Below are 15,180 nucleotides of genomic sequence, written 5' to 3'. Positions count from 1 at the left end.
TTACCTCTCCACCAGCGCCATCTTGGCGTTGAACCAGTTCATGAACAGCGAGGTGGCGATGCTGATGCTGAGATAAACCACCAGCCAGATCGACACCACCTCGACTGCCTGTCCGGTCTGGTTCATCGTCGTGCCTCCGGTGGAAACGAGTTCCGGGAAGCCGACTGCGACGCCGAGCGACGAGTTCTTGGTCAGGTTGAGGTACTGGCTGGTGAGCGGCGGAATGATGATCCGCAGCGCCTGCGGCACGACCACGAGGCGCGTGATTTTCGACGGCTGCAGGCCGAGCGCACCCGCGGCTTCGCTCTGTCCCTTCGGCACGCCCTTGATGCCGGCACGGATCGTCTCGGCGATGAAGGATGCGGTGTAGAAGGAGAGGGCGAGATAAAGCGCCACGAATTCCGGGGCGATGTTGCCCCCGCCGGTGAGGTTGAACCGCCCGGCGACCGGATAATCGAAAGTAAGCGGCATGCCGGCGAGGAAGAAGGCGAGAACAGGCAGCCCGACGATCAATGCCAATCCGGTGGAGACAGTGCGGAACTGCTGACCGGTAGCGGCCTGCCGCGCCTTTGCCCACCGTGCGATGGCGAGCGCAGCAACGATCCCGATGACAAGGGCGATCGGAATGAGGATGGCGCCGTCGCCCCAGATGGGCTTTGGAAAGGCCAAGCCGCGATTGTTCAGATAGCTGCTGAAGGGTAGCTCAAGCGATTCGCGCACCTGCGGCAGCGCTCCGAGCACGCCCTTGTACCAGAAGAAGATGATCAGCAGCACCGGGATGTTGCGGAAAATCTCGACGTAGACAGTACAGAGCTTGGCGATCAGCCAATTGTGCGACAGGCGGCCGATGCCGATGATGAAGCCGATGATCGTGGCGGTGATGATGCCGAGAAAGGCGACCAGCAGCGTGTTCAGAAAGCCGACGAGGATCGCGCGTCCATAGGTCGAGTCGCTCGTGTAGGGAATGAGCGTCTGGCCGATGTCGAAGCCGGCGCGGCCGCTCAAGAAGCCGTAGCCCGAAGCGGTATTGGCACGCCGGAGGTTTTCAGTCGTATTGTCGAAAATCCACCAGCCAACGATGAGTACGATGGCGAGCGTCAGCGCCTGGAAGAATAGCCCGCGAAATTTGGGATCGTAGATGTAGGATGCCAAAGTTCGACCTGCGGGCGGCGCAGTTACAGCGTGATCGGTCATGCCGGCCCTGTCCCCTTGCGACCTCTTTTGAGGTCTTTTCTTTTATTTTATTTACATCTGTGGGCGAGGCGGAGACCGCCTCGCCCGAACTTCTTATATCAGCGGATCGGCGGAGCGTACTGCAGACCACCCTTGGTCCACAGGGCGTTAAGGCCGCGCTCGATCTTCAGAGGCGTCTCCATGCCGATGTTGCGTTCGAACACTTCGCCGTAGTTACCCACCTGCTTGATGATGTTGTAAGCCCAGTCGTTGGTGAGGCCGAGGTCCGTGCCGATCTTCGTGTCAGCCTCGACGCCGAGGAAGCGGCGGATGTCCGGGTTCTCGGAGTTCTTCATCTCATCGACGTTTTCCTGCGTGATGCCAAACTCCTCGGCCTGAACCATCGCATAATGCGTCCAGCTGGTGATGTCGAACCACTGGTCGTCGCCCTGTCGGACGGCCGGACCAAGCGGTTCTTTGGAGATGATTTCCGGCAGGATGACGTGATCGTCCGGGTTCGACAGGGACAGGCGCAGTGAGTAGAGACCCGACTGGTCCGTCGTGTAGACGTCGCAACGGCCGGCCTGGTAGGCGGCGTTCACTTCTTCAAGCTTCTCGAACACGACCGGCTTGTAGTCGAGGTTATTCGCCTTGAAGTAGTCCGCGAGATTCAATTCGGTGGTGGTGCCGGACTGGACGCAGACGGCAGCGCCGGAGAGTTCAAGCGCAGACTTCACGTCGAGCGCCTTGGGCACCATGAAGCCCTGACCGTCATAGTAGTTGACGGGACGGAAGTTCAGGCCGAGCGAGGTATCGCGACTGATCGTCCAGGTGGTGTTACGGGCAAGCACGTCGCCTTCACCCGACTGCAGGGCCGTGAAGCGTGTCTGAGCGGTGGTGGGGGTGAACTTCACCTTGGACGGATCGTTGAAGATGGCGGCAGCCAGCGCGCGGCAATAGTCGACGTCGAAGCCGGTCCAGTTGCCCGAGGAGTCCGGCGCGGCAAAGCCTGCTAGACCCGTGTTCACCACGCACTGGACGAAACCCTTCGCCTTGACGTCATCGAGTGTGGCAGCCGAGGCAGCGGAGCCCAAGCCGAGGACTGCTGCGCCAATCGTGGCTGACAGAAGCGTCTTTTTCATTTTCCCAACCTTTATCTTGTGTTTTTTAATTTCGCCGCCCCTGCGCCCCCAGTGAGCATAGTGCAACGTCCCGCTAACCTCCCGGTGCGGGAAGCGCTATCACAGTCGCAAACGACGTCATGGTCAAGCCTGCGGTCGTGAGAATGTGGCCAAAAGGCGTCCTTCATGCTTAATCTGCTCGCTCTTCCGACAAAGTTCCAAATTTTAGGCGAGAGGTGCCGAAAGCTGCGGCAGCTCCGGAGCGGCGCCATGGCCATTAAGCAAGATCAACTGCCGGTTCAACGGCTTGACCTGGTTCGGATGAGATAGCAACATCGCCGCCTTCCGATGAAACGAGAGCTCTCCCGCAGATGAAAAACAAGGCATCCCTGTCCGGCGACGCAGGCGTCAACACGCGTCTGGCCCATATCGGGCACGACCCGCAGTCCTATCACGGTTTCCTCAATCCCCCGGTCGTCCACGCCTCCACAGTCCTGTTTCCGGATTGCCGGACGATGGAGAAGCGCGACCAGAAATATACCTACGGCACGCGCGGGACGCCGACGACGGATGCCTTGTGCGAGGCTCTGGATGAGCTCGAGGGCTCTGCAGGCACCATTCTTGTTCCGTCCGGATTGGCGGCGATCTCCGTGCCGTTCCTCGCATTCCTGTCGGCCGGCGACCACGCGCTGATCGTCGATTCGGTCTATGCACCGTGCCGGCAGTTCTGCGACACGATGCTGACGCGGATGGGGGTCGAGATCGAGTATTACGATCCGGAGATCGGCGCCGGCATCGAGACCTTGATCAAGCCGAACACGAGGCTCGTCCATACCGAAGCGCCTGGTTCGAACACCATGGAGATGCAGGACATCCGAGCAATTTCAGACGCTGCTCATCGCCATGGCTGTGTGGTGACGATGGACAATACCTGGGCGACGCCGCTTTACTTCCGGCCGCTGGATTTCGGCGTCGATGTGTCGATCCACGCAACGACCAAATATCCGTCCGGCCATTCGGACATCATTATGGGATCGGTGTCGGCCAATGCGGCACATTGGCCGCAGCTGAAGGATGCGGCACTGACCATGGGCATCTGCGGCGCGCCGGATGATTCCTATCTTATCCTGCGCGGACTGCGGTCCATGGGCGTGCGCCTCGAGCACCACCAGCGCAGCGCCCTCGATGTTGCCCATTGGCTTGAGGGCAGGGATGACGTGGCGCGCGTCCTCCATCCGGCGCTCCCGAGTTTTCCCGGCCACGACATCTGGAAGCGCGACTTCAAGGGCGCGAGCGGCGTCTTCTCCTTTGTGCTCAAGGTCAATGACCCGAGCCAGTTCAAAGCGAAGGCACATGCACTTCTGGACACGCTGACGCTCTTCGGGCTGGGCTATTCCTGGGGCGGCTATGAAAGCCTTGCGGTGCCGGTGAACCTGTTGGACCGCAGGATCCGCAGGGCGCCGACCGACGGGCCGGTGATCCGGTTGCAGATCGGGCTCGAGGATGTCGCCGATCTCAAGAAGGACCTGAAGGCGGGATTTGCGGCCGCCGCGGCGGCCTGATCAGGCGCCGCTGCGATAGCCGTAGAGCCAGTCGAAATCCGCCGCGAGCGATTGCGGCGGACGCAGGGAAAGGACGATATCGCGGCCAAGGCGGGTCGGACCGCGGGCGTGATAGGCAAACCGGTTGAACATGCCGCGGGAGCGGACGCGCGTGATGCGCGGAACGCGCTCGCCCTCAAAGGCGCTGAGCGCCTGGGGAAGCATAAGAGCACTGCCCGCATGGGAGGCGAGTGCAAACGCGTCCTCGATTGCCATCGCTGCGCCCTGGGCGGCGAAAGGCATCATGGCGTGCGCGGCATCGCCGATGAGGACAGTGTCCCTGCCGTTGTGCCAGCGGCCGGGGATCATCTGATAGAGCGGCCAGAAGGTTGGAGCAGGGGCATCGGCGAGCAGATCAAGGATCCTCTTGTCCCAGGCCCTAAACTGCGACAGCAGCATGCGGCGCTGTACTTCGGACGATTTCGCCTCCCAGGTCTCGCCGGGGCTTATCCCAGAGGCAATGGCGACAATGTTGAAGCCGCCGAGGTCGTTCAGCGGGTAGCAGACGAGGTGCGCGGACGGTCCGAGGAAGGCGCAGACGGCGTTGCGCGAAAGGAAGGATGGTGCTTCCTCTGTCGCGATCGTGAAGCGCCAGGCGACGTTGCCGGAAAAACTCGGCTCGGGGCCGTTGGCGATGCGGTGGCGCGTCTCGGACCAGACGCCGTCTGCGCCGACCAGCAGATGGTTCTCTTGCGAGCACCTTTCGGCGACGTCGCCGGCAGACAATTGGCTACCGAGTGTCAGGGTGCAGAGCGGTTGCGCCTGTACCGTTTCCAGCAAGGCCGCTTGAAGCGTTGCGCGATGCAGGACGCCGTAGGGCGCGCCCCAGCGCGTTCGCGCGAAGCCGCCCGCGGGAACCTGTGCAATCGGGCGAAGGTTGGTGCCCGAGACGAGGCTGATGTGATCCGGTTCGCACCAGACCCGCTCCACCTTTTCGAGAACTCCGAGCGTGCCGAGGATGCGCGAGGCGTTGGGCGAGATCTGCAGTCCCGCGCCCACCTCGGTGAGCGCCGGCGCCTGCTCGACGACTTCGCAAGCAATGCCTTTACGGGCGAATGAAAGCGCGGCCGCAAGGCCGGCGATCCCCGCTCCGATGATCGTGACGATTTCCGTCGGCATGTTCAAATGCCGGACGGTCCGCTTACGCCGCCTTGACGTGGAAGACGCAGCCCGCAGGGTCGGTCTGCTCCGGCTTCAGGGCCGGGTTGTAGCGGTAGAGCGTCGAGCAGTAGGAGCAAACCTTTTCCACGTCGTCACCCATGTCGATGTAGATATGCGGGTGGTCGTAAGGGACGGACGCGCCGGTGCACATGAACTCCTTCACGCCGATCTGGATCACCCGGTGACCGCCGTCGTTCTGGAAGTGTGGGATGCCGTGCCCAGCCATAATCGTCTCCAATGCTTTAAGTTTGCGCCGGACATTATCGCCCAAGCGGGCGAATGTGTAGTGGAAAAACCGCCGCAGCGGGGATGGAAACGAGGCCACCTCCGGCTTACATCCCGCAGACCTTCCCAAGGCCCGAGAAGAAAGCCGCCCTTCATGAACCTCAATACCCCCGCATTTTCCTCCTTCACCCATGATGGCCTCCAACTCTCCTATTTCGACGAGGGAAATCCTGCGGGTGATCCCGTGTTGCTGATCCACGGATTTGCCTCCAGCGCACTGGTCAACTGGATCCACCCAGGCTGGCTGAAGACGCTGGGAGAGGCCGGCTACCGGGTGATTGGCATCGACAACCGCGGCCATGGCCGCAGCGACAAGCCGGGTGATCCGGAGGCCTATCGGCCCTGGGTGATGGCGGAGGATGCCGCAGCTCTCCTCGATCACGTGCGGATCCCGGAGGCTCATGTGATGGGGTATTCGATGGGCGCGCGCATTTCCGTGTTCCTGGCGTTGAACCATCCCGAACGCATGCGTTCGCTGGTGCTTGGCGGGCTCGGCAGCGGGATGACCGAAGGGGTCGGGGAGTGGGACCCGATCGCGGATGCGCTGACCGCCCCGTCGCTTGACGATGTCTCGCACGAGCGGGGGCGGATGTTCCGCGCCTTTGCGGAGCAGACGAAGAGCGATCGCGAGGCGCTTGCCGCCTGCATCCGCGGATCACGCGATCTTGTCTCCGAGCAGGATATGGCCCGCATCGAGGCGCCAACGCTGATTGCGGTGGGAACCAAGGATGACATTGCCGGTTCGCCGCAAAAGCTGGCAGCCCTGATGCGGCATGCGACGCCCCTCGACATTCCGGGCCGCGACCACATGCTCGCCGTCGGCGACCGGGTATTCAAGCAGGCGGTGCTCGATTTCTTCGGAGCGCTCTGAGCGAGATCAATTGCCCTTGAAGCTGACCATCAGCGAAAAGCGATGTTGCGGGCGTTGGTCTTCCTGTAATGTTCTTTTATATAATGGCTCTGCGCAACCGAGGAGACGGCCATGGCCGCAAGAACCGACATCCGACCGAACGAGCCCGTGGCCAGCGTCGACCCGATCTGGGACACGATGCGTCAGGAAGCGCGCGCGGCGGCCGAGAACGATCCGCTGCTGGCCGCCTTTCTCTATTCCACGGTCCTCAATCACTCCTCGCTTGAGGACAGCGTCATCCACCGCATCTGCGAGCGTCTGGACCACCCTGACATGCAGGCTGTGCTGCTTCGCCAGACTTTCGCCGAGATGATGATCGACTGGCCGGAATGGGGTTCGGTCCTGAGGGTCGATATACAAGCCGTCTATGATCGCGATCCGGCATGCCTGCGCTTCCTCGAGCCGGTCCTCTACTTCAAGGGCTTCCACGCCATCCAGACGCACCGGCTGGCGCATTGGCTTCTGGCGCGGGGCAGGCGGGATCTTGCACTCTACCTGCAAAGCCGCGCGTCGAGCGTCTTCCAGACGGACATCAATCCTGCTGCGCGGATCGGCAAGGGCATCTTCCTCGACCACGCCACAGGCCTTGTCGTCGGCGAGACGGCGGTCATCGGCGACAACGTCTCCATCCTGCACGGCGTCACCCTTGGAGGTACTGGCAAGGAGGGCGCCGACCGTCATCCGAAGATCGGCAATGGTGTCCTCATCGGGGCCGGTGCCAAGATCCTCGGCAATATTGAGATTGGTTCCTGCTCGCGCGTCGCCGCGGGTTCGGTCGTGCTGACGGCCGTTCCGTCGAAGACCACGGTCGCGGGCGTGCCGGCGAAGGTCGTGGGCGAAGCGGGCTGCTCTGAGCCGGCGCGCCTAATGGACCAGATGCTCGGCGCTGATCAATAAAATCATCGATAGAGACGCGTTTGCCGCCGGCACGAAAACTGCCGGACAGCCAACCTCGCCTTTACTTTCGCCGCCATGCCGTGGCACAAGCGCCGAAACCGAACCGCTGACGGAGAAGAAGAAGTGAAGCCAGAAGAAATCAAGAAGCTGGACGGCTATTTCAAGCGGATGTTCAACCCGCAGATGACGGTCAAGGCGCGCCCGCGGAAGAACGATTCCGCCGAGGTCTATCTGGGCGAAGAATTCCTTGGTGTGGTCTATGTCGACGACGAGGACGGCGACCGCTCCTACAACTTCTCGATGGCAATCCTCGACGTCGATCTCTGATTTCCGCCAAAGCAGTTATTTTTGTGCGCCGCACAATGCTCTTGACTTGCCGGCCTCTCTGACCTTTCATGAGCAAATCCGAATGGACAGGGGGCCTCGCTATGTTCAATTTCGATGATGCCAACCGCAAGAGCAGAGAGACAATGGAAGCGATGCTGAAGAGCTACGCGGAAGTTGCGAACGGCTACCAATCCATCGCCGCCGAGGCGACGGACTTTTCGCGCCGGTCCTTCCAGGACATGGCATCCTTCATGGAACAGCTGACTTCGGTCCGTAGTGTGGAAGAGGCCTACCAGCTTCAGGCCACCTACATGAAGTCGTCCTACGACGCGTTTGTGAGCGAGGCGACGAAGATGAGCGACCTCTGTGCCGATCTGGCGAAGGCTGCGTGTAGGCCTTACGACAGGAAGGTGGCGCCCATCCCATCCTCTACGGCGATAGTGGCGGCGGATGCAGCCTGACCGTCCATAGACGTGAATTAAATGTGAATCAAATAAAGACCGGCGGGTTGCCCTGCCGGTCTTTCTGTTTCCGGCGCGCCAATCTTTTTGCTGCCGACACGGCCGCTGCGTGGAATAGTGATTGCGCCCCGGCATGAGGGGCTTAAAATCGGCACCGGACGCACTAAGTTATGAGCGAACTGATGTCCGGCACCTGCAGTTACCTAAAGGGACCCGGATGATTAGGGAATGAATGAAATGATCGCACGGCCGATCTTGATGCAAGACGAAAAGAACGGCGACGGAGACAACGCAAATCGCGGCACGTCCGTCATAACCCGCACCAAGCCGAAGACGAAGAAACCGAACCTGTATCGCGTGCTTCTCCTCAATGACGACTATACTCCAATGGAGTTCGTCATCCATATCCTGGAGCGGTTCTTCCAAAAGGATCTTGAGGCGGCGACGCGGATCATGCTCCACGTGCACAACCATGGCGTGGGGGAGTGTGGAATATTCACGTACGAGGTGGCGGAGACGAAGGTGAGCCAGGTTATGGACTTTGCCCGGCAGCACCAGCATCCTCTCCAGTGCGTGATGGAAAAGAAGTGAGGAACCCACGTGCCAACTTTTTCGCCTAGTCTCGAAAAGGCGCTACACCAGGCACTGACCTATGCGAACGAGCGGCATCACGAATATGCCACGCTCGAGCATCTGCTGCTGGCTTTGATCGACGATGCCGATGCAGCCGCCGTCATGGGTGCTTGTAACGTCAACCTGGATGCCCTGCGCAAGACGGTTGCCGACTACGTCGACAACGAGCTTGCCAACCTGATCACCGGTTACGACGAGGACTCGAAGCCGACATCCGGCTTTCAGCGCGTCATCCAGCGTGCGGTGATCCATGTCCAGTCTTCCGGTCGCGAAGAGGTGACCGGCGCCAATGTGCTGGTTGCAATCTTTGCCGAACGGGAAAGCCATGCGGCCTTTTTCCTGCAGGAGCAGGAGATGACCCGCTATGACGCCGTCAACTATATCTCGCACGGAATCGGCAAGCGCCCCGGCTCTTCGACCTCGCGCCCACCGCGCGGTGCAGAAGAGAGCGATGCGGATGCCAAGCCCATGCGCGATCAGGAAGAAGGTCCGGGCAAGAAGCCCGCAGACGCACTCAAGGCCTATTGCGTCAACCTGAACGAGAAGGCCAAGGACGGCAGGATCGACCCGCTGATCGGGCGGAACTCCGAGGTCAACCGCACAATCCAAGTGCTGTGCCGTCGCTCGAAGAATAACCCGCTTTATGTCGGTGATCCGGGCGTGGGCAAGACCGCGATCGCCGAAGGCCTTGCCAAGCGGATCGTCGAGGGCAAGGTGCCCGAGGCGCTGCAGAATGCAACGATCTTCTCGCTCGACATGGGCACGCTGCTTGCCGGCACCCGCTATCGCGGCGATTTTGAAGAGCGCCTGAAGCAGGTGGTGAAGGAGCTCGAGGAGTACCCGGGCGCCGTTCTATTTATCGACGAGATCCACACGGTCATCGGTGCGGGCGCGACGTCCGGCGGGGCGATGGATGCGTCCAACCTGCTGAAGCCCGCTCTGTCGTCCGGCGCAATCCGTTGCATCGGCTCGACAACCTACAAGGAATACCGACAATTCTTCGAAAAGGACCGGGCGCTCGTCCGCCGCTTCCAGAAGATCGACGTCAACGAGCCCTCGATCGACGACGCCATCGAGATCATGAAGGGGCTGAAGCCGTATTTCGAGGAGTATCATAAGCTTCGCTACACGAACGAGGCGATCAAGTCGGCTGTAGAGCTTTCGGCACGGTATATCTCCGACCGTAAGCTGCCCGACAAGGCAATCGACGTGATCGACGAGACGGGTGCGGCCCAGATGCTGTTGCCAACCTCGAAGCGGCGCAAGCTGATCACCGAGAAGGAAATCGAAGCGACGATCGCCACGATGGCCCGCATCCCGCCGAAGACGGTTTCCAAGGACGACGAGATGGTTCTCGCCAACCTGGAGAAGGAGCTGCGGTCGGTGGTCTACGGGCAGGACAAGGCGATCGAGGCGTTGTCGACCTCCATCAAGCTGGCCCGTGCCGGCCTGCGGGAGCCGAACAAGCCAATCGGTGCCTATGTTTTCTCGGGCCCGACGGGCGTCGGCAAGACCGAGGTTGCCAAGCAGCTGGCGTCGTCGCTCGGCGTGGAACTGCTGCGCTTCGACATGTCGGAATACATGGAGCGGCACACGGTCTCGCGCCTGCTCGGTGCACCTCCAGGCTATGTCGGCTTCGACCAGGGTGGTCTGCTGACCGACAGCGTCGACCAGCATCCGCACTCCGTGGTCCTGCTCGACGAGATCGAGAAGGCGCATCCGGATATCTTCAATATCCTGCTGCAGGTCATGGACCACGGCTCGCTGACGGACCACAACGGCAAGAAGATCGACTTCCGCAACGTCATCCTGATCATGACGACCAATGCGGGCGCATCGGAAATGGCCAAGGCCGCCATCGGCTTCGGCTCCTCAAAGCGTACCGGTGAGGACGAGGAGGCGCTCAACCGCCTGTTTACGCCGGAATTCCGCAACCGTCTCGACGCGACGATCCCGTTCGCGCCGCTGCCGACGGAGGTTATCCATCAGGTCGTTCAGAAGTTCGTCATGCAGCTGGAAACGCAGCTTTCGGAGCGGAACGTCACGTTCGATCTGGATCCCTACGCAGTCGCGTGGCTGGCGGACAAGGGTTACGACGAGCGGATGGGCGCACGGCCGCTCGCCCGAGTGATCCAGGAGCACATCAAGAAGCCGCTTGCGAACGAGATCCTGTTCGGCAAGCTTCGCAAGGGTGGCGTGGTTCACGTCACGGTCGGCAAGAAGGACGATGGCTCCGAAGGTCTGCTGCTGGATTGCGTTCCGGAAGCAGCACCCGTGAAGCCGAAGCCCGAAGCCGAAGTGGAAGAAGCTTCCGAAGATGCAAAAGCTAAGGCGAAGAAGTCGAAGTCGGGCAAGAAAGCCTCCGGCAAGGATGACGGCGATGCCAGCGCGACCGCGGAGACGGACGTAACCGTTCTCGAAGACGCGCCGAAGGCGACGGCGCGCAAGGGCGGTATCGTACCACGGGTACCAAAATCGAAATAACGTATCGCGAAAGAGAAATGCCGGGCACAATAGGCCCGGCATTTCTGATTCTGCGGCCTGTCCGCTTTCGATCCCGGCATCTCATGTCTCCAAGCAGTGATCACCAGCCTGCGTTCTTCTGGTTTCTTTCCGGAATGCGGGGCATTACGTCGCTGCCTGCCCTGATCCTGATGACCTCCTTTGTCGGCTTCAGCGCCTTCGCCTTCGAGGCGGGTATTACGCGGAGCGAAGCGATCTTCATGACGATCTCGATCTGGGCCCTGCCGGCGAAGATGATCCTTGTGGGCATGATGGCGAGTGGTGCCCATGTTGCCGCGTGCTTCCTTGCCGTCACCCTTTCGTCGATCCGGATGATGCCGATGGTAGCTTCGATCGTGCCGGAAATGCGCAACGAGAAGACGCCCACCTGGCTGTTGCTGGTGCTGTCCCACTTCGTCGCCATAACCGCCTGGGTCTTTGCAATCCAGCGGCTGAAGGACGTGCCGCGGCAATATCGCACCACCTTCTTCGCCGGCTTCGGCATCACGCTGACGCTTACCAACACATTGATTGTCGCCGTCTGCTACGGGCTGGTGGAGGCGTTTCCACCGGTTGTTTCCGGTGCGCTCTTCATGCTGACGCCGGTCTATTTCCTGGCGTCGATCTGGGCGACGGCCCGGCATCTAGTGGTGAAGCTTGCCTTCATCATCGGCGTCGTCGCAGGTCCGCTGATGGCGCTGGTGGCGCCGGATTTCGACGTCCTCTATGCGGGGATCGGCGGTGGGACGGTGGCCTATCTGGTGGAGCGCTTCGTCATCAGACCGCGAAAGGCTGCGCAGTCGGGGGTAGCGAATGAGCGGTGAGTGGTGGTGGACCTACGTGGTCATCGCGGTAGCCGGCTGGCTGGCGACCGACATCTGGCGCTGGATGGGCGTCCTGACGGGTAATCGGCTGGACGAGGATTCCGAGGCGCTGCAATGGGTGAGGGCGGTCGCAACCGCTCTGGTCATGGCGGTGACGGCAAAGCTAGTCGTCTTCCCGACCGGCACCCTTGCCGGTTCCCCGCTCTGGCTGCGCATCGGCGCGGCGGCTATCGGCTTCCTTGCCTTCCTGCTTGCGGGGCAGCGCGTCGGCGTGGCGGTGGTGACCTCCACGCTGTTACTCGGTTTCGGCCTCTACTGGCTCGGCGTCTGACAACGCTTAACCAGCGGGTTCAGCCGGCGAGGGCGGCCCGTACTTTCTCGGCATTGGACTTCAGGACGTCGCCATCTTCCATCGTGCCGGAATGGGGCTTCAGCATCTGGCCCTCGTGGCGCGGGATGACGTGAAAATGCAGGTGGTAGACTGTCTGGCCAGCTGCCGGCTCGTTGAACTGGATGATGGTGATGCCATCCGCCTCGAAGGCTTCCTTCGCTGCACGCGCCATCTTCTGGACAACCTGAATGGTCTTGGCCAGGATCGCCGGGTCTGCGTCGAGAAGGTTGCGCGAGGGTGTCTTGGGAACGACGAGAAGGTGTCCTGGTGCCTGCGGCATCACATCCATGAAGGCAATTGTATGGTCGTCTTCGTAGACGCGATGGGATGGGATCTCGCCCCGCAGGATCTTCGCAAAGATGTTGCTGTCGTCATATTGAGCAGTCATTGGCTCTCCTCTCCGTCGTCGTCTCGTCTAACGTGATGCTGGCGCTCGCCCTTGCGGAAGGGGCTGTGCGCTTCGAGATATTGGCCGATTTGCTCGACCTCGTGGCGCTCGCGCTCAAGATAGTCCGCAATCGCCTTCCGCAGGCCCGGATGCGCGATGTAGTGCGCAGAATGGGTGGTGACCGGCAGGTAGCCGCGGGCGAGCTTGTGCTCCCCTTGAGCGCCGGCCTCCACCCGCTTCAAACCCTTGGCGAGCGCGAAGTCGATCGCCTGATGGTAGCAGACCTCGAAATGCAGGAACGGGTGATCTTCGGTGCAACCCCAATGGCGCCCGTAGAGGGCATCGCAGCCGATGAAGTTGATGGCGCCCGCGATGTAGCGGCCATCCCGCTTCGCCATGACCAGAAGGATGTCTTCCGGCATGCGTTCGCCGATCAACGAGTAGAAGCTGCGGGTAAGATAAGGGCGGCCCCACTTGCGGCTGCCGGTATCCATGTAGAAGGCGAAGAACTGATCCCAGATGTCTTCCGTCAGGTCGCTGCCGGTCAGCCACTCAATTGTAATGCCGTTCTCCAGCGCCGCTCGCCGCTCCTTCTTCAAGGCCTTGCGTTTGCGCGAGGCGAGCGTTCCCAGGAAAGCATTGTGGTCGGCATAGCCCTCGTTGATGAAGTGGAACTGCTGATCGGTCCGGTGAAGGTAGCCGGTGTCGTCGAAGAATGGCAGCTCTTCCTCCGGCAGGAAGGTCACGTGCGCGGAGGATACGGCTAGCTGGCGTGTCACCTCCTGGAGACCGGCCGCAAGCGTTGCCTGGACGGTTTCCTGCGGCTGTCCGCTTGCTGCAAGTAGCCGCGGGCCTGTCGCCGGCGTGAAGGGAATGCTGCACTGGAGCTTCGGATAGTAGCGCCCACCGGCGCGCTCGAACGCATCGGCCCAGCCGTGGTCGAAGACATATTCGCCCTGGCTGTGGCTCTTCAGGTAGCCGGGGATGGCACCCAGTAGGTTACCATCCTCGTCTTCCAGAAGAACGTGGTGCCCGAGCCAACCTGTCTTGGCGGTCGCCGAGCTGGATTCCTCCAGCGCCGAGAGGTAGGCATGCGAGACGAACGGATTGTAATATCCGTCCGCAGACCTGGACGTGCCGGCAAGCTGCGACCAGCGCTCCTTGTCGATTGCAGCGAAAGTCTTCTCAATGCGAAGGGAAAGGGTTCCGGTCATCCTATGCGGTAGCGATCTCCCGAGGGTCGAAACCTTCGAAGGTCATCTGGTCTGCATAAGTATAGGTATGGTCTCGCGCCTTTTCATCCCTCACGGTCCAGGTGATGACTGGTATGCCCGCCTGTCTCTGCGCGGTGACGAAGCTGTTGGGCAGGTGAGCGTGAGCGTAGGAGATGAAATCCAGGCCAAGCCGCATGGCTTCGTCATGACGGAAGAAATCCTCCGGCTTCTCGCCCTCCGCCGTCAGGCCGACGGGGATGGAGGTGCCTGCCGCCTTCAGCTCCTTCAGGATGTGGTGGTCGAAGCTCATCAGCGCGACCTTGCCCTCGTACCCCTCCAGGTCCTCAAGTATCGCCTCGACGAAGCCGTCATCCTCGCCCGGGCGGCCCTTCACCTCGATCACCAGCGGCACCTTTCCATCGACGAGCTTCAGCATCTGCTTGAGCGTCGGAATGCGGTCGGATGTACCGCCGACGGCGAGCATGCGGAGCTCGGCGGATGTCCGCTCCCGCACATCACCCTTGATGCCGCAGAGGCGTTCAAGCGTGTGATCATGGAAGACCACCGGGACGCTGTCGGAGGCCAGCTGCAGGTCGCATTCGATGGCGAACCCGGCGTCTATCGCGCGCGAGAACGCGGAGAAGGTGTTTTCCCAAACCGTCTCGTTCGTGTCATGGTAGCCGCGGTGGGCCACCGGCACGTCCTTGATCCAGTCGGCAGAGGTCATGCTTCGATCTCGATAATTGCGTCGATCTCGACCGAGGCGTTGAACGGCAGTGCTGCCATACCGACAGCTGCACGGGCGTGCTTTCCAGCATCGCCGAGGATGTCCGCGATCAGGTTGGATGCGCCGTTGATGACGAGATGTTGTTCGGTAAACTCAGGCACCGAGGCGACGAAGCCGTTGAGCTTGAGGACCCGGCGAACACGTCCGAGGTCGCCATCGAGTGCAGCCTTCGCCTGGGCAAGGATGTTGATGGCGCAGAGTTCGGCGGCGCGCTGCGCCACGGCGACATCGACATCCCGACCGACAAGGCCGGTGACCGCAACCTTGCCGCTCTCCATCGGCAACTGGCCGGACAGGTAGAGGATATTGCCGCTGATCGCGAACGGGACATAGTTCGCAGCCGGTGCTGCAGCTGCGGGAAGGGTTATCCCCTTCTCCTTCAGACGACCCTCGATGGCTTCGGACATCTTCCACTCCAGTTTTATTGTCAACGTCTCAAAAATCCTGCATTCAAGGCCCTAACCTTGCTGGATGGCGTTCTTATAACATCAGCGGTGAGTCCAAC

At 61.2% G+C, this 15,180-nt stretch carries 17 protein-coding genes; 9 read left to right on the top strand and 8 right to left on the bottom strand.

The genetic code is table 11. The annotated features are described in order from the left end of the window. The gene (locus tag MUU54_RS05640; protein WP_247243059.1) at positions 1 to 1,194 is read right to left on the bottom strand and encodes an amino acid ABC transporter permease; all 1,194 of its coding nucleotides are present in this window, start codon (positions 1,192 to 1,194) and stop codon (positions 1 to 3) included. Positions 1,195 to 1,292: 98 nt separating this feature from the next. Then, the gene (locus tag MUU54_RS05635) at positions 1,293 to 2,315 is read right to left on the bottom strand and encodes an amino acid ABC transporter substrate-binding protein (RefSeq protein ID WP_247243058.1); all 1,023 of its coding nucleotides are present in this window, start codon (positions 2,313 to 2,315) and stop codon (positions 1,293 to 1,295) included. 350 nt (positions 2,316 to 2,665) lie between these two features. Here MUU54_RS05635 and MUU54_RS05630 point away from each other — a divergent pair, with 350 nt between their 5' ends. After that, positions 2,666 to 3,856 (top strand): cystathionine beta-lyase, encoded by a 1,191-nt coding sequence (locus tag MUU54_RS05630; RefSeq protein WP_247243057.1) that lies wholly within the window; start codon positions 2,666 to 2,668, stop codon positions 3,854 to 3,856. Here the strand turns inward: MUU54_RS05630 and MUU54_RS05625 are convergent, their stop codons facing one another. Both MUU54_RS05625 and MUU54_RS05620 read right to left on the bottom strand, forming a co-directional pair. Continuing rightward, the gene (locus MUU54_RS05625; RefSeq protein WP_247243056.1) at positions 3,857 to 5,014 is read right to left on the bottom strand and encodes an FAD-dependent monooxygenase; all 1,158 of its coding nucleotides are present in this window, start codon (positions 5,012 to 5,014) and stop codon (positions 3,857 to 3,859) included. It abuts the gene before it with no gap. A 22-nt stretch (positions 5,015 to 5,036) separates the two neighbouring features. Then, the gene (locus tag MUU54_RS05620) at positions 5,037 to 5,282 is read right to left on the bottom strand and encodes a zinc-finger domain-containing protein (protein WP_247243055.1); all 246 of its coding nucleotides are present in this window, start codon (positions 5,280 to 5,282) and stop codon (positions 5,037 to 5,039) included. A gap of 153 nt (positions 5,283 to 5,435) precedes the next feature. Here MUU54_RS05620 and MUU54_RS05615 point away from each other — a divergent pair, with 153 nt between their 5' ends. The 8 genes from MUU54_RS05615 (at position 5,436) to MUU54_RS05580 (ending at position 12,226) form a co-directional block, all read left to right on the top strand. Next, complete coding sequence (locus MUU54_RS05615) at positions 5,436 to 6,212, top strand: alpha/beta fold hydrolase (RefSeq protein WP_247243054.1); 777 nt, start codon at positions 5,436 to 5,438, stop codon at positions 6,210 to 6,212. A 111-nt stretch (positions 6,213 to 6,323) separates the two neighbouring features. Beyond that, entirely contained in the window at positions 6,324 to 7,148 is an 825-nt protein-coding gene (gene cysE / locus MUU54_RS05610; protein WP_247243053.1) for a serine O-acetyltransferase, read from the top strand. 123 nt (positions 7,149 to 7,271) lie between these two features. After that, positions 7,272 to 7,475, top strand: coding sequence for a DUF3126 family protein (locus tag MUU54_RS05605; protein WP_239997437.1), 204 nt, complete (start codon positions 7,272 to 7,274; stop codon positions 7,473 to 7,475). A 101-nt stretch (positions 7,476 to 7,576) separates the two neighbouring features. After that, positions 7,577 to 7,936 (top strand): phasin family protein, encoded by a 360-nt coding sequence (locus tag MUU54_RS05600; protein WP_247243052.1) that lies wholly within the window; start codon positions 7,577 to 7,579, stop codon positions 7,934 to 7,936. Positions 7,937 to 8,173: 237 nt separating this feature from the next. After that, positions 8,174 to 8,527, top strand: a complete 354-nt coding sequence (gene clpS, locus MUU54_RS05595) for an ATP-dependent Clp protease adapter ClpS (RefSeq protein ID WP_239997783.1) — start codon at positions 8,174 to 8,176, stop codon at positions 8,525 to 8,527. Positions 8,528 to 8,536: 9 nt separating this feature from the next. Beyond that, positions 8,537 to 11,053: an ATP-dependent Clp protease ATP-binding subunit ClpA gene (gene clpA, locus MUU54_RS05590; protein ID WP_247243051.1), complete on the top strand. Its 2,517-nt coding sequence runs from the start codon at positions 8,537 to 8,539 to the stop codon at positions 11,051 to 11,053. 83 nt (positions 11,054 to 11,136) lie between these two features. Next, positions 11,137 to 11,895, top strand: a complete 759-nt coding sequence (locus tag MUU54_RS05585) for an AzlC family ABC transporter permease (RefSeq protein WP_247243050.1) — start codon at positions 11,137 to 11,139, stop codon at positions 11,893 to 11,895. Further along, entirely contained in the window at positions 11,885 to 12,226 is a 342-nt protein-coding gene (locus MUU54_RS05580) for a branched-chain amino acid transport AzlD family protein (protein WP_247243049.1), read from the top strand. Before MUU54_RS05585 ends, MUU54_RS05580 begins: the two co-directional genes overlap by 11 nt. A gap of 19 nt (positions 12,227 to 12,245) precedes the next feature. Here MUU54_RS05580 and MUU54_RS05575 read toward each other — a convergent pair whose 3' ends face one another. The 4 genes from MUU54_RS05575 to MUU54_RS05560 are packed head-to-tail and all read right to left on the bottom strand — an operon-like array spanning position 12,246 to position 15,082. Beyond that, a complete protein-coding gene (locus tag MUU54_RS05575) occupies positions 12,246 to 12,674 on the bottom strand; it encodes an HIT family protein (RefSeq protein WP_247243048.1) in 429 nt (142 codons plus the stop codon). Continuing rightward, positions 12,671 to 13,888, bottom strand: coding sequence for a GNAT family N-acetyltransferase (locus tag MUU54_RS05570; RefSeq protein WP_247243047.1), 1,218 nt, complete (start codon positions 13,886 to 13,888; stop codon positions 12,671 to 12,673). Before MUU54_RS05570 ends, MUU54_RS05575 begins: the two co-directional genes overlap by 4 nt. Position 13,889: 1 nt before the next feature. After that, positions 13,890 to 14,615, bottom strand: a complete 726-nt coding sequence (locus MUU54_RS05565; RefSeq protein WP_247243046.1) for a glycerophosphodiester phosphodiesterase — start codon at positions 14,613 to 14,615, stop codon at positions 13,890 to 13,892. Further along, positions 14,612 to 15,082: a RidA family protein gene (locus tag MUU54_RS05560; protein WP_247243045.1), complete on the bottom strand. Its 471-nt coding sequence runs from the start codon at positions 15,080 to 15,082 to the stop codon at positions 14,612 to 14,614. Before MUU54_RS05560 ends, MUU54_RS05565 begins: the two co-directional genes overlap by 4 nt. Positions 15,083 to 15,180 lie beyond the last annotated feature (98 nt).

Origin of the sequence: Pseudorhizobium tarimense (assembly GCF_022968135.1) — a bacterium.
GTDB lineage: Bacteria > Pseudomonadota > Alphaproteobacteria > Rhizobiales > Rhizobiaceae > Neorhizobium > Neorhizobium tarimense.
This window is presented reverse-complemented; position numbering and strand designations above follow the sequence as displayed.